A 14,398-nucleotide genomic window follows, 5' to 3' on the forward strand; every position below is an offset into this window, starting at 1 on the left:
TGGTATTTTGTATACGGTCTGAAGAGCTCTAAAAACATAGTGTTTCCAGAGGCTATTCCAGACGTGTTATAGTCTTCTTTATGCGTTCGGTGATTTATTTTGAGTTATCTACACTGCTCTTCTCAACATCATTGCTTCAAACTGTGAAATAACTCCTTCTCTTACAAATAAGTCGATAACCCGATGCGAGAACTCCCGATATCTTGGTGATCTCCTCAGCATCTCGATTTCGTTAGTAGAGAGAAACTGATAAGGGAGCCTCTGTGCATAATTCATTAAACCCATTGTTCCCTGTGTCTTCCTCACATACTTGGCCTCCGCCACCAACTTCTGCAAACGGCTCGCACTAATGGCTCTTCTCCCCGTCGTAGCATTGACGAGATCCGCCACATCCCTATACAACGGATCTTGATAACTTCTGCTCATCGATGATCCCCCTTTATGACAATCTCTAGTCGTATCTATCCTATTCAAAACCAGCTCTAGCGTAACAACACTCGCCCCAGTTCTAGATGAGATTTCGTGGAAACAGGCACATTCAGGGGATTGTATTGGAAAAGATTCAATGAAGCAATCCCAGGGTAATGATGAAATCATGCTTCAAGTAAAAATAGAAAATACCTACCTTACCATCGTAAAAGGAGACATCACCAAAGAACAAGTGGATGTAATCGTAAATGCTGCTAACACGAGTTTGTTAGGTGGGAGCGGGGTAGATGGGATCATCCATCGTATGGCGGGAGCTGATCTAAAAGAGGATTGTCATAAAATACGGGCACGGCAAGGCGGGGGGAGGCAGTCATTACAAGAGCTGGTAACCTGTCAGCGAATTATGTCATTCATGCCGTAGGTCCTGTGTGGAATGGGGGACAAAAAAGAGAAGAAGAACTGCTGGTCCGTACATATCGAAATAGCCTACATCTAGCAATCGAACACCAAGCCAAAACAATTTCATTTCCGGCAATTAGTACAGGGATCTACCGTTTCCCAAAAAATCGAGCCTCGGAAATTGCATTAACAACTACATTGCATTTTATGAAAGAACATAAGCGTCCATTGGAAGAGATTCGATTTGTTCTATTTGATGATGAATCGTATCAAATTTATCATCAAAACATGCAAATGATAACTTGTAATATATAAAATTTTATTAAACTATATAAATACTACTATGCCAGATCATCTGGTCGTAGTGGTATTTTTCATTTCCTCTACCGGATCGAATTTGGAATGATCTACATAAATAGATAAAACATTTATGCTTAAAAAGTAGTATATACTACTAAAAACCGCTACTTTATAAGGAGATCTCATATATTGATAAAGATGCAACGCTACATAGGACACCTCCCTTTTCTTATCTTTTTTTTCGGGATATGGGGAATCAATCAGTTTACATTTCTATACGGAGACGACTTTCGCTATGCAACTTATTTGGGATTAGAGCCAAATATTTATGAGCATCCTATAACTTTATATCAGATTATCCAAACTCAACTTCACGATTATTTACATATGAACGGGAGATTAATCGTAAATATTTTAACCATCCTCACTTTACAAGGCGGAATCGAGCTTTGGAGATGGATGAATCCAATCCTCGTAACGGTTCTTGCTTATACCATGTTTTATCTGGTATTTGCTCGATTTCCACAAAGAAAAGACCTCGTACTAGCTACCCTTATTACATCACTATTTTTCTTCATACAAATCGTTATTTTCAAGCAAACTCTCGCCTATGCAACGGGAGCATTTAACTATGTCTACCCAATGATCTTTTTATTCGCCACTTTGATCTACTTTCGAAAGCAAGACTTAGGAGAACCCATTACAGCAAAGTGGAAATATGCGCTGGTGTTGCTTAGCTCCTTTCTAGCCGGTTGGTCACAAGAACAGATCTCTTCCATCGGATTACTGCTACTCGTTATATGGTTTATCAAGCAAAAGTGGCTTAAAAAGAAGATTCAAATCTGGGATTGGTTGCTCTTCATCTCCTACTTCATTGGGACCCTCTTTTTATTTTTAGCTCCAGGTCCATGGCTACGAGCTCAGATGCCAGGATTAGAATCGTACAATCAACTTTCTTTTTTAGCCAAGATAAAAAAAACGCTACCTGAAGTATTACATTTTTTTCTCTATCAACAATCGATTTTCATGATCTTCGTTATCGTTTTATCCGCCATCTTATGTTACCAGATTTCAAAAAAAGTCCATTTCGTTTTATTCATCTGTGTCCCGCTTATTGCATTTATTTTTTCAACCCCATTATGTAACACGGGGCAAATCGCTTCATTTGTTACTGGAAATCACCTTTTGACCACTGGAATGGGGCTAATAACTGCTCTCTCAATCATTGGATTAAATGCTTATATTAGTTGGAAAGAAGACAACAACTTCTATCTAGTGCTCGCTCTTGGATTTATCTTGATTAATTTGATTATGATCTTCACTCCCTCTACCTTTGGAGGACGCGTTGCCTTTCCTGCCATTCCATTCGCAATCTGTTTAATTACCTTATTGTGGTCTAACATTCAATTTCGAGTTTTCTACGTCCCTATTGTCTGGATATTGGTGATCTGTGCGTTATTCAATATCACGATTTTCTTTCGAGAATATCAGCTTAATGCAAAAATTCATCTAGAAAGAGAACACATCATGACACAGTACAAGGGACAAAAAAACACGGTCATAACACTTCCGCTCCTACGAAACAAACAGTACGCTGGTTATGAGATTCATGATTACTCCTGGGCCCTACGAGCATACCGAGATTATTATCGAATAGATAATTCAGTGAAAATTATCTTTCCAGCGAAATAGTGTACGATTTGTTAAAGGTAGTAGGAACTGATCAAATAAGCTTTAGAAATGATATACTTCTTATCATAACGTAATAGCAAATCTCATATTTATCTATTACACAAAGGAGGCATTTCTAGTGCCAAACCAGATAAAAAGTGAATCTAATGAATTATTTGATCAAATCATAAGCCAAATGGAAGATAATAGACAAAGCTTAAGTATGGAGATGCTAACACAAATTAGTGGCTTGCTTTATAAGGAACAAAAAGAATCAAGTCATTTAGAAAATCCTAACACCTTAAACATTCGTATCCATGGCGGAAAGCCGCTTTCAGGTGAAATTGAAGTGAAGACCAGTAAAAACGCAGCTGTTGGGCTACTCTGTGCTTCATTGCTAAACAAGGGTACTACGACTCTGCGAAACTTAGCACGTATAGAAGAGGTTAATCGGATTATTGAAGTTCTCACGAGTTTGGGTGTTCAGATACAGTGGTTGAATGACCAAAATGACTTGGAAATCAAGCCTCCCGAGCGATTACTCATCGAAAATTTAAATATGGAAGCAGCTCGAAAAACAAGGTCTATTATTATGTTTCTAGGACCACTGCTGCATGTTTTCACTGACTTCGAGCTTCCTTATGCGGGCGGATGCAATTTAGGGAAGCGTACCGTTAAGCCACATCTTGACGGATTAAAACATTTTGGACTAGAGGTAGATGCCTCACAAAACGGTCTGTACAAAGCACACGTGAATCCTTGCCAACCGAAAAAGCCGATTGTTATGATCGAGCGAGGAGACACCGTAACCGAAAATATCCTCATGGCGGCTGCACTTTGTACAGGTACCACGATCATCCGTAACGCGAGTCCTAACTATATGGTCCAAGACTTATGCCTATTTTTACAACAATTTGGTGTTAAGATCGAAGGAATCGGAACCACGACCCTCAAAGTGACAGGTATAGAAAGCATAAATCAAAACGTAGAATACTATCCTAGCGAAGACCCAATTGAGGCGATGAGTTTACTAGCTGCAGGCATCGTTACGAAGTCGCAAATTACCATACGCCGAGTGCCGATTGAATTTTTAGAGATCGAACTACTTCTACTTGAAGAAATGGGACTCCAATATGAGATGAGCGAAGAATACGTTGCTCATAATGGCTACACACGATTGGTAGATCTGGAGATCAAACCATCTGAACTAACTGCACCGAAGGACAAAATCCATCCCCTCCCTTTCCCAGGGATCAATATCGATAACTTGCCGTTCTTTGCTTGTATTGCCGCGACCGCTCACGGCCGCACATTGGTACACGATTGGGTATATGAAAACCGTGCTATTTACTTGACCGAGCTAACCAAGCTAAATGCGAAAGTCGAATTGCTTGACCCTCATCGAGTTTATATTGAAGGACCAACGAGATGGAAAAGCGCCGAGGTGATCTGTCCACCCGCACTCCGCCCCTCTGTTGTTATTCTGCTAGGGATGCTTGCAGCAAAGGGTACTTCAACCCTGCGAAACACCTACTCTATCGCCCGTGGTTACGAAGACTTGGTAAGTCGTCTAAATTTACTTGGCGCTGAGATTGAAATATTTGGTGAAAATTAAATGTGAAAAAGGAGGATTCAGGGCTAACTGCCTTGTATCCTCCTTTTCTATCTCTAGTTATGCAAATGTCTTGGGACCCTGACTTTGTGGATCATTGCATACTGAATTGCAACGCTTATTCAAACTACATACCGCACATTTTCCTTGCTTTGACTTTCTTACAAAACGCATGATTGTCCATCCAGCATATCCGAAAATGAGAATGCCAATCAGTAGATTTGCAATCATTTTATCCCTCTATTCTACAGATAATTTCTAATGGAATCCTAAGAGACGCCCTCCCTGATAGATCACTAGAGAGATTACATATGCGATAACCAGAGCATACACAATGGAAAACCAAGTCCATTTTTTTGACATTGTCTCTTTTTTAATCACTGCGACTGTAGCTAGACATGGGACATAAAGAAGAGTAAAAGCCATAAAGCTATATGCCTGCAAAGATGTAAAGTATTGTCCTAATACTCCTTGCAAAGCTGTATCATCGGGGGTCATATAAATAATATTCATCGTAGAAACCACTACTTCTTTAGCTAGGAAGCCCGTGAGCAGTGAAGCTCCTGCTTGCCAATTCCCAAAACCAATCGGATCAAAAAGCAGTGCAATCGCATTTCCAATGATCGCAAGAAAGCTCTGGTTCATCTCTACATCAAAGCCACTTGGACCCGCATAACTAAGGAGCCAAATTACGACAGAACCGCCAAAAATAAAGGTTCCTGCCTTTCGAACAAACCCTTTCCCCTTTTCCCACGTACTTCTTAGCAAAATGCGCCATTGTGGAACCCGATAAGGAGGTAATTCAATCACAAAAGCAGATTGATCCTCATGTTTTAAGAAGGTAGACGAAAATAATTTCGCTAATAATAAGGCAGTAACAATGCTGAGCACATATAGAGATAGCACAATTAATGATTGATGGCTATTAAAGAACGCAGCAGCGAAAAGCGCATACACAGTCAATCTCGCTGAACATGACATTAAGGGAGATAGAAGGATCGTCAACAATCGTTCCTTTGGATGCTCAATGGTTCGAGCCGCCATAATTCCCGGCACATTACATCCAAATCCAATAATCATAGGAATAAATGCTTTACCATTTAGACCCACAGAGCTCATTAATCGATCCATCAGTAATGCAATCCGTGCCATATAGCCTGAATCCTCAAGCCATGATATAAAGAAAAACAAAATAAAAATCTGGGGTACGAAAACTAACACTCCCCCCACACCTGATATAATTCCCTCCAGTACAACGGATTTAATAAACGATGACGCACCACAAAATGTTAATAGCCAAGTTAATCCATCTGAAGCCGGACCTGATAAAAAGCCATCTAATTGATCCGATATCGGACTGCCCAGCCAGTCGAAAGTGAACTGAAAAACAAGATACATTACCGCCAAAAACAAAGGAATTCCAAGAAAACGATTCAGTAAAACTCGGTCGATCTTCTCAGTCCAATTGGTCGCAGATTTTGATTCTACATAAACCGCTTCACCTATAATTGATTTAATTCGCTCATTTCGCACTTTATAGATATAGGAAGGAAGTGTATGCGATTCTCCTGTATCTTTAATCTTCTTTTCTGTTCGATTATACATCTCATTTAAATCTTTCTCTGGAATCCAAGCTGATAATTTGTCTTTTACCACATGATTTCCTTCGAGAAATTGAATCGCTAACCATCTATGATGATAAGGAAGATCAGCGTCTAATCTATCATCTATCTCAGAGATCGCTTCCTCGATGATTTCCCCATAATCAATCTGAAACGTCGACGAAGATGCAGATTGACCCAGTTGCTCTAAAATTTCATCACAACCGCTTCCTGTTCTAGCAATAATCGGAACCACAGGGACACCTAGCAATCGTGCTAATTTCTTTTGATCGATCCGAATTCCCCGACTTTTGGCTATGTCCACCATGTTTAAACCAATTAAAAGTGGCTTTCCATACTCCAACAATTGGATCGTTAAATTAAGATTTCGTTCCAAAAGTGAACCATCCACAATATTGATAATGGTAGATGGGGATTCATTCATCAGGTAATTGATAGAGATTCCTTCATCCTTAGACAATGGATTTAACGAATAAATCCCCGGCAGATCGATTAACTCTGCATCCCCACTCTTCAATTTACCTATTTTCTTTTCTACCGTGACCCCAGTCCAGTTCCCAACATACTCATAGGACTTCGTTAGCATGTTAAAAAGGGAAGTCTTACCTGTATTCGGATTTCCCGCTAATGCAATCGATTTCATACTACTTCAACCTCAATCCTCTTCGCCTCAGCATAGCGAAGGCCAAACTCTTGATGATTTACCTCAAGGGCAAATGCACCTCTTAACGGAAGTCTATGAATCAAGCGAATGATACTTCCTTCTAGAATCCCTAAATCGAGCAATCTACGTCTAACTAATGGGCTTATATTGGATAAATCAATGATACGAGCTTGTAGCCCTTTCTCTAACTCGGATAATGTCATCTTGCATACTCCAATCCAATAATGATATTCATTATCAATCATTATCTAATAGATTAGGTAAAAAGAAAAGCATTTTCTAGTCATTTTTTCTCTACTTTATCTATCAAACCACTCATGAAATTTGTATAATCTACTTTATTTATAAAGATATATCAGTTCTATTAAAATAATTATTATATAATTTACATAAGAGATGATTCTATGCAGGATGATATAGTCAGGAAAAGTAGATTTTTTAAGCAGAGTATTATGTAATAATCCAGAGGAAATCGTCATTCACATTGTTGAGGCTCTTTTACTCATAATGAAAGCCAGCTGATAATGCAGATGCCATATATCCCCGTTCCTTCACAAAACACCAACTAAAAAAGCTGAGAGTCTACTATCAGACTCCCAGCCTCACCATTCCTTAAAACAACGTAAGCTGATTACTCTGTGGTAACCCTTCCATACATCCCATCGTCCTAAGCAAATCAATCGTGGTAGAACTCGCCTTCGTCCGCTGTTGGAAGTCGTCGATCGAGAGGAAGTCCCCGTTTTTACGGGCCTCCATGATTTTGTAAGCGACACTCTCCCCTAAACCTTCGAGTGATTTAAACGGCGGAATCAGGGTTTGCTCACCTTCCATGACAAATTGAGTAGCGTGCGAACGATAGATGTCAATTGGTTTAAATGTAAAGCCTCTTGCGAAGAACTCTTGTACCAACTCGAGTGTAGTATATAAATTTTTCTCCTTGGCTGACGCGGAGAAGCCTTTGTCTTTAATTTCTTTCATCGTTTGTTCGACGTGAGTAGGTCCTTTTAAGATTACTTCACAGTCAAATCCATCGATCATGCGGTAGAAGAAGGCAGCATAGTAGTGAATCGGTTGATACACTTTATACCACGCAATCCGCACAGCCATGGTTACATAGGCAACAGCATGGGCACGAGGGAACATGTATTTGATTTTTTTACATGAATCAATATACCATTCGGGCACTTTGTTGCTACGCATCTCCTCTTCAAATTCAGGAGAAAGCCCCTTCCCTTTCCGCACCTTCTCCATGATATCGAAAGAGAGTTTCGGCGGGAGACCTTGGTACATCAAGTAACTCATGATCTCGTCACGGGTACAAATGGTTTCGGAAAGCTTATGTCCCTTTTTAACCAATTCTTGTGCATTCCCAAGCCATACGTCTGTACCATGTGACAATCCTGAAATTCTCACTAACTCAGAAAAGGTAGTAGGCCTCGTCTCTTCGAGCATCTGTCTAACGAAGCCCGTACCAAACTCAGGGATTCCAGTTGTTCCGACTTTGATTCCATTTACACTCTCTGGCTTGATTCCGAGTGCACTCAAGGAGTTGAAGATACTCAGCACCTTGGAATCATCAAGTGGTAAATGAAGTGGATCGATCCCAGATGTATCTTGTAGCATTCGTAAGGTAGTAGGGTCTTGGTGGGCTAGCAAGTCCAGTTTTAAGAGTCGCCCTTCAATCGCCTTATAGTTAAAGTGAGTCGTCTCCGTCTTCGCGTTCATATCGTCAGCAGGATATTGAACGGGAGTAAACTTTAAGACATCGCTTCCTTGTGGCACAACCATAAGCCCACCTGGATGCTGACCCGTCGTCCGCTTGACATCAACGCATCCCTCTGCTAGACGCTGAATTTCGGCGAAACGAAGATTTTTGCTCTGTTGTTCCGCATATTTCTTCACATAGCCAATCGCTGTTTTTTCTTTCACGGTCGCGATGGTTCCTGCTCGGAAGATCGATTGCTTACCGAGCCATTCCTCTGTGTACTCATGAATCCGACCTTGATACTCACCCGAGAAATTCAAATCGATATCCGGCGTTTTATCTCCTTCAAAGCCAAGGAACGTCTCAAACGGAATATCTTGTCCATCCTTATCCAGCTTCGTTCCGCACTTTGGACAATCTTTCTCCGGTAGGTCAAAACCAGAATCTACACTACCATCTAAGATAAACTCACTATATTGGCAAGATGAGCATACATAGTGTGGTTGGAGCGGATTTACTTCGGTAATATTACTCATCGTCGCGACAAAGGAAGATCCAACGGAACCACGTGAACCTACTAAGTATCCATCCTCATTGGACTTCATAACGAGACGGCGAGAGATGATATAGATAACCGCAAATCCGTTTCCAATGATACTTTTCAGCTCTTTTTCCAGCCTTGCTTCTACGATCTCCGGTAAGTCGTTTCCGTACTTCGCCTTTGCATTTTCGTAACAGGAGTCCCTCAACTCTTCTTCGGCTCCCTCTAGCTTCGGCGCATGAAGATCGTCTGGGAATGGCTTTAATTCTTCCATCATATCCGCCACGAGATGCGTATTTGTAATCACCACTTCTCTCGCTTTCTTCTCACCTAGATACGAGAATTCTTGTAACATCTCGTTTGTTGTACGTAGATGAGCCGGCGAAAGATCGTCTGTAAATCGCCCTCCACTCAGGTTCCTATACAGAATCGTCCGGTGGATCGCCTCTTCAGGATTTAGATAGTGGGCATTAGACGTCGCTACTACAGGCTTCCCTAGCTTTTCTCCCATTTGAACAATAAGCCGATTCGCTGCTCTCAGTTGCTCAGGACTAGCAACGAAGCCTTTTTCGACCAAGTGCATATTTACATCAATCGGTTGAATCTCTAGATAATCATAGAAACCTGCCAGTTTCTCCACATCTTCAGGGCTTTTATTGAGCGCCGCATCATATAATTCACCTTTCTCACAACCAGAACCGATCACTAAGCCTTCCCGGAACTCTTCTAATTTACTACGCGGAATCCGGGGAACTCGGTAAAAGTATTCAGTGTGAGCGATCGAAACCAATTTATATAAATGATAGAGTCCTGTTTCATTCTTGGCAAAAAGGATCACATGATACGGTCTAGAACGTTTCACATCAATGAAATCTACGTTTTGATTCAAGTCTTCTAATGTAAACAGTTTTCGCTTCTCTGCTTCCTGCGCCATTTTCCAAAACACATACCCGGTCGCTTCCGCATCATAAATGGCACGGTGATGCTGCTCAAGATGGACATCCAAATGCTTGGATAAGTTATTTAGACGGTGATTTTTTAGGGATGGATACAAAAAGCGTCCCAACTCCAAGGTATCGATAACCGGATTCACTACTTGTGGGCCATTAATTCGATTGACAGCTTGTTGTAAAAAGCCCATATCAAATCGGGCATTATGGGCAACGAGGACACAATCGCCAATAAATTCTAGAAATCTAGCTACCACCTCGTCCACTTCAGGTGCATCGACTAGCATACTATCTGTAATATGAGTCAGTTCAATGATTTTCGGTGCTAATGGACGATGTGGATTCGCAAACTCAGAGAATTTATCGATCACTTTTCCATTATGGATTTTGACTGCCGCCAACTCGATAATCACATCATGCACAGCAGAAAGTCCTGTCGTCTCCACGTCAAATACTACATACGTCTCATCCACTAGATTCGTAGGACGTGGATTCATCGTCACAGGTACTGCATCATCCACGATATTGGCTTCCATTCCAAATAACAGCTTGATACCCGTATCTTTAGCCGCTTCGTAAGCCTTCGGGAAGGCCTGAACACCACCATGATCAGTAATCGCTACTGCTTTATGTCCCCACTTTGCTACCTTTTTAACAAAATCACTTGGAGCAAGTAATCCGTCCATAGGAGACATGGATGTATGTAAATGAAGCTCAATTCGTTTCTCCTCTGCATCGTCTTTGCGTACAGGTATTGAAACTTCTTGGAGATCGTTTACCATGAAGCAAAGTTCCCGAGAAAATGTATCAAATTGTACGTCACCACGGATTTTGACCCAGTCGCCGTTTTGAATCTGTTGGAAGACCTGCGCTTGCTCCTTATCTCGGGCAAAGCACTTACAAGAAATCGAATCCGTGTAATCCGTGATGTTGAAAATCAAGAGCTTGCGACCGCTTTTTAATTCACGAATCTCCGCTTTAAAGATCTTTCCTTGTACCGTTACACGTCGATCCTCTTCCTGAATCGTTTGAATCTGGACAGACTCATTCCCAATATGCACCCCAAGCTTTTTCGCAACTTGGATAGAAGGCTCTGCGACATCCGTCATCGTCGCGGCTCTCTCTCGTTCCGCTTCCATCGCTTGCTCGATGAGCATCTGCTCTTCCTCAGTCCGTTTTTGCAAAAGCTCTGTGCGGTAGTCAGCTTGATTTTGCTCGCTAACCAACCGAACTTTCATCTGGCTCCCGGTGTATTCTCGATAGTAACGGGCCACATGATCAGCAATTTGCAACTTCTCTGCCATCGCTTGAACAGCTGGATTCGGAAGTTGGATGCAAATCTCATTCCCCTGGAGCACCCACTCCGCCTTCCCCAACCAAGCCGCTGCAGAACGAGTATGATTTTCATTAATTTGCTTTTGAATAAAGGTTTTCGCTTGCTGAAGTGCAACTTGATGGTCGATTGATTGATATCGATAATGAACTTGAACCGTCCATTCTTTATAGTGATTCATCAATGCCACAGCAAACTGATGGGTAAGCTCAATCGGAATCAGCTTAGGAAACTCCATAAACAAATCCCATGTATTTTGTCGTTCGCTTACTTCTACTCGTAATATTTGTCCATTTTTATAGTAGTTGGTATACCATTCTCTTGGTAAGTTTACTTCCTTAAAAAGGTTGATCATCGGATCATACATGATTTTGACCTACTCCCTATATCTGTAATCAACCGTTATACAATGTCTTTCATTCTATCAAATAATAATAGATTCATCTAGAAATACGGGTGAAAAATAAAAAACTCCTGCTAGGGAGGAGTTCAGTTGATAGGCTGTTAGGTTGTAGACAATTGCTAAATGATTAGAATGAAGAGAAAAGAATGAGTGAGTGATTGATGACAGTATATGGAGATGACCCGGGGCAATGTGTCTGTTCTCAGCTCAAATAGTGAGCCTGCGAGGATGTAAGGATTTTCGGTTACCTTCTAGAGGAATAACGTTCATAAATCATTGTAGAAAGATTTACTTACAGCCACTCCTTACCAGAGGCTGTTGATGAACCAAGAATTTGTGATATGGGGAGGTAGGGTCTATTCGATTGCGACGATGTTAGCGATCCTACTGTACTACACACAGGATACCGCTATTTCCCACTCCATATCTAACCCCATCATACTACAAAAGGCGACTATACCAAAACTGGTACAATCGCCTTTTCCTATTACTGAGCTAGGATCGGTAGCCCTCGCCCTGCAAAATTAGGGTCAAAAACAGACTTGTATCCATCTCAAAGAATGAAATAGATGCATACGATGTAACGAGCATCGATCAAAGCTAGAGGAGAGTAATGATACAATGAATGGCGATCATGTCAAAAGCGAAGCTCGCTTCTGATACAATCGCCATTCTTATAGTAGTCTAATATATACGATCTATTAAGATCATTTCGTTACCAACATATTGATTTGGTCAACGTCGACTTTTCCTTTCAGCGAATTTTGTAATTCGTGTAAGTCGAGAGTGGGAGGTACATCGTATTTCTTAGCTACTACCCACATTAAGTACTTTACATGATCAAGATTGTGTTTTGGCATAGTTGTTGTGGCTCCTATCAATTGTGTATGGGGTGCGAACACACTACTAGGCTTAATTTTGATCATGTTTTCATTCTTTCTACCTCTATTCCCGAAAAATATTTTCTTAATCCATTATTTTTTTATGATTTATACATATTATTATACCAGAACATATGTTTCTATTCAAGAGAACAGTTAAATAAACTATAAAAATAATCCCCGATTCGCTATGAGTATCTAACGATTCGGGGAACAGCTTACTTTCAGTCAATGATAGAGTATATCCCAAGTATTAATAACCATAAAAAGCCCGTAATCCCCCCTAGCCATGCGGCTATCTTTTTAGCCTTTTTGTTCCGGGCCTCATCGATCTTAGTGTTCTTTACCTTTTTGATTATATCTACCCACATCATTACACAGATTGGTAAGAAACACGCCAAAATAAAAAGCAAAACAAAAGCAAGAAGCATACGAATCCCTCATTATTATTGAATTATTATTTTGTATTTTTAAACTATTATACTAATTAAAGCAAGCTTTGTAACCATCAACTTAAAACAAAAAATCACCTCCAGACCATCCGCTGGAGGCGATATTGTCGAAATGAATTACAATGTCTACAAAATCGAGGGTCGATTCAGATCCCAAAAATCAATTTCCTTTTGTTCTAGCAGTTCCTCGAGAGCTGATGCTCCATTCTTCTCTGCATAAGCCATTTCTTCGTCAGAAATTGGAATCATTTGCAACCACGTAATACTGCATTCTTCAAAACGAATAGTCTTTAATTCTCCTTCCCATAAAAAGGCGGAGCAAAGAAAGCATGTTGCATTTGAGAATCTGACATATACATTCTTACTACATCAGGATATATAGCTCCCGGAAAAATAGTATATCCAGAGTTAATGATATTAAATGCACAAGTAGATACCATATTCGGGAAAGATTCAAAATCCGAAATACAAGATCCTGCGATTTCCACTCGTAGAGGAACTCCATCAACAAAACGGTCAATTGAATGCTCCCAAAGTCCAACTGTTGAATAGGAGGTGTAACCTTTGGTAGGACTGTCTGAGGCAATTACTACACCTATTGAATTCTCCCTGCTATCATCCCAGTACCTTATAACAGAAGGTTTCCTCTCGCCGCAAAATGCTTCTCTTATCATCTGGGCCACTTGTTTACTCTCTGTTGACACACTCATTTTCTTCACCTACATCAATAGTCGATCTCTGTAATACTGGTCTCCCAATTACTCCAATGAGTATTTGGATCTTTAATATGAATCAAAGTAGCATCATTCTTCTCGAGTGCCTGAGCTACTTGTTGAAAGAATAGATGCTCACTCGGTTGAATATCATCATGATTCCATTCATCAGTTCTGAAAAATAATGGCATTGGTTTCAAAGATAAACTGGAAAATATCAGATCATCATCTAACCAAAGTTTATCCTTGTATAGTGAACTAATAAGCCTAACAAAAGTAGTAGGGGAAAACTCTTTCGGGTCTAAACCAGCATGTAGGTAATCATCAGACGTTGGTGTAAAGCAGTACGTGTCCTCCCAGATCTTAAAACAAATTCTTTCGAAAGGAGATAGAAGAAAACTCCCATTATCATCTATGAAAGATTGTCCTTGATCAAAGCTAGAGATTACTTCCTCAAAAATCCGACTCAATCCATTGTGATTAAGATTATTGCTATAAGCATACAACCCACTCGCAAAATCTTGTCCCGGAATGAAATAGCCTACCATTTCAAAAGTCATAAGCCAGTTGTCATTATCCTTAAAGATAGAGAGACGAGTCTGAGCTAAATCAACGTTAGCATTGTCTAAAATAGGAAAATCAAACTCATCAGCTTTCTTGTCTAATAATTGCATTAAAGGATTCATATCACATACGACTCCCTTTCAATACATTATTTTATAT

At 40.4% G+C, this 14,398-nt stretch carries 10 protein-coding genes and 2 pseudogenes; 4 read left to right on the forward strand and 8 right to left on the reverse strand.

The genetic code is table 11. The features are described 5' to 3' along the window. Positions 1-108: 108 nt before the first annotated feature. Complete coding sequence (locus tag J2Z48_RS07645) at positions 109-426, reverse strand: hypothetical protein (protein WP_307252413.1); 318 nt, start codon at positions 424-426, stop codon at positions 109-111. A gap of 169 nt (positions 427-595) precedes the next feature. On the opposite strand from J2Z48_RS07645, the pseudogene J2Z48_RS07650 reads away from it, so the two are divergent. The 3 genes and pseudogenes from J2Z48_RS07650 to J2Z48_RS07660 all read left to right on the forward strand — a co-directional run bounded on the left by J2Z48_RS07650 (position 596) and on the right by J2Z48_RS07660 (position 4,414). Further along, positions 596-1,143, forward strand: a pseudogene (locus J2Z48_RS07650) (macro domain-containing protein). A 183-nt stretch (positions 1,144-1,326) separates the two neighbouring features. Then, positions 1,327-2,820 (forward strand): DUF6056 family protein, encoded by a 1,494-nt coding sequence (locus tag J2Z48_RS07655; protein ID WP_307252680.1) that lies wholly within the window; start codon positions 1,327-1,329, stop codon positions 2,818-2,820. A gap of 118 nt (positions 2,821-2,938) precedes the next feature. Continuing rightward, complete coding sequence (locus J2Z48_RS07660; protein ID WP_307252415.1) at positions 2,939-4,414, forward strand: UDP-N-acetylglucosamine 1-carboxyvinyltransferase; 1,476 nt, start codon at positions 2,939-2,941, stop codon at positions 4,412-4,414. Positions 4,415-4,471: 57 nt separating this feature from the next. On the opposite strand, the gene J2Z48_RS07665 is transcribed toward J2Z48_RS07660, so the two are convergent. From J2Z48_RS07665 to J2Z48_RS07680, 4 genes are all read right to left on the reverse strand, one after another. Further along, a complete protein-coding gene (locus J2Z48_RS07665) occupies positions 4,472-4,642 on the reverse strand; it encodes a FeoB-associated Cys-rich membrane protein (protein ID WP_307252417.1) in 171 nt (56 codons plus the stop codon). Between the two features lie 27 nt (positions 4,643-4,669). Then, the gene (gene feoB, locus J2Z48_RS07670) at positions 4,670-6,676 is read right to left on the reverse strand and encodes a ferrous iron transport protein B (RefSeq protein ID WP_307252418.1); all 2,007 of its coding nucleotides are present in this window, start codon (positions 6,674-6,676) and stop codon (positions 4,670-4,672) included. Continuing rightward, positions 6,673-6,900, reverse strand: coding sequence for a FeoA family protein (locus J2Z48_RS07675; protein ID WP_307252420.1), 228 nt, complete (start codon positions 6,898-6,900; stop codon positions 6,673-6,675). Before J2Z48_RS07675 ends, feoB begins: the two co-directional genes overlap by 4 nt. Before the next feature lie 409 nt (positions 6,901-7,309). Next, positions 7,310-11,593, reverse strand: coding sequence for a PolC-type DNA polymerase III (locus J2Z48_RS07680; protein ID WP_307252422.1), 4,284 nt, complete (start codon positions 11,591-11,593; stop codon positions 7,310-7,312). 357 nt (positions 11,594-11,950) lie between these two features. Here J2Z48_RS07680 and J2Z48_RS07685 point away from each other — a divergent pair, with 357 nt between their 5' ends. After that, positions 11,951-12,157, forward strand: a complete 207-nt coding sequence (locus tag J2Z48_RS07685; RefSeq protein ID WP_307252424.1) for a hypothetical protein — start codon at positions 11,951-11,953, stop codon at positions 12,155-12,157. A 179-nt stretch (positions 12,158-12,336) separates the two neighbouring features. Here J2Z48_RS07685 and J2Z48_RS07690 read toward each other — a convergent pair whose 3' ends face one another. From J2Z48_RS07690 to J2Z48_RS07705, 3 genes and pseudogenes are all read right to left on the reverse strand, one after another. Beyond that, positions 12,337-12,489: a hypothetical protein gene (locus J2Z48_RS07690; protein ID WP_307252426.1), complete on the reverse strand. Its 153-nt coding sequence runs from the start codon at positions 12,487-12,489 to the stop codon at positions 12,337-12,339. A gap of 599 nt (positions 12,490-13,088) precedes the next feature. Further along, positions 13,089-13,672 (reverse strand): annotated as a pseudogene (locus tag J2Z48_RS07700) (suppressor of fused domain protein). Positions 13,673-13,686: 14 nt separating this feature from the next. Then, positions 13,687-14,361, reverse strand: coding sequence for a DUF7003 family protein (locus tag J2Z48_RS07705; RefSeq protein WP_307252430.1), 675 nt, complete (start codon positions 14,359-14,361; stop codon positions 13,687-13,689). Between the last annotated feature and the right edge of the window lie 37 nt (positions 14,362-14,398).

The organism is Croceifilum oryzae (assembly GCF_030814315.1).
GTDB lineage: Bacteria > Bacillota > Bacilli > Thermoactinomycetales > Thermoactinomycetaceae > Baia > Baia oryzae.